This is a genomic window from Bartonella sp. CR84HXZ (assembly GCF_042194535.1).
Lineage (GTDB): Bacteria > Pseudomonadota > Alphaproteobacteria > Rhizobiales > Rhizobiaceae > Bartonella > Bartonella grahamii.
Map to the genome: position 1 here is coordinate 1 of NZ_JBHIMY010000127.1, position 608 is coordinate 608.

The 608-nt window shown below is 43.6% G+C and carries 1 protein-coding gene; it reads right to left on the reverse strand.

Features of this window, described 5'->3' with window-relative positions; all coding sequences use genetic code 11:
• Positions 1 to 132: 132 nt before the first annotated feature.
• Positions 133 to 558, reverse strand: coding sequence for a hypothetical protein (locus ACFIKD_RS09755; protein WP_375647950.1), 426 nt, complete (start codon positions 556 to 558; stop codon positions 133 to 135).
• Between the last annotated feature and the right edge of the window lie 50 nt (positions 559 to 608).

Here is a 608-nt window from a genome sequence, read left to right on the forward strand (position 1 = left end):
CCCCCAATCCCTGTGTCATACATTTGATACGCATCCCTACCCCCACGCTTAAATACATTCTCCATCCAAGCAGGAGGGGCGCTTGTCTGTACCTGCTTTTGTTCTGTTGTTGCTGGTGTCTTGCTCCCCATTTCACAATTCCTTCCTGTAATAAAGCATATCTATGCTGTAACCTTGCTTGTCCAATGCACGTTTCCAACCCAAACGACCCAAGATCTCCATTTCAAAAGCGCCATTCTCACGCGCCCAATCCTCTGCAACTTGTAAATTGTCAACCAAATCAAGAACACCTTTGCCACTACATTCACAAATGAGCGCGCGCTTCTTTCCTAAAACTGTCTGTTGTATCTGGGTCGTGACGACCGCTAAAAATCGCTCTTCATCATCCAAAACAAGCCATAACTGTTTCTCGCCCATGCAAATAGATTCAATGAGTTCTTGCAACGTAATTTCATGTTTAAAACGCTCTACATACTCTCTAAAAGATGCAATAATCTCTTCAAGATAAGGGGCTATACGCTCCATATCCCAAGAACTGGTCAAAAAGACTTTTGCCATTAGCCTCTACCAAAAGGACGTAAATCCACATTAAACCCCGTAATCATCGT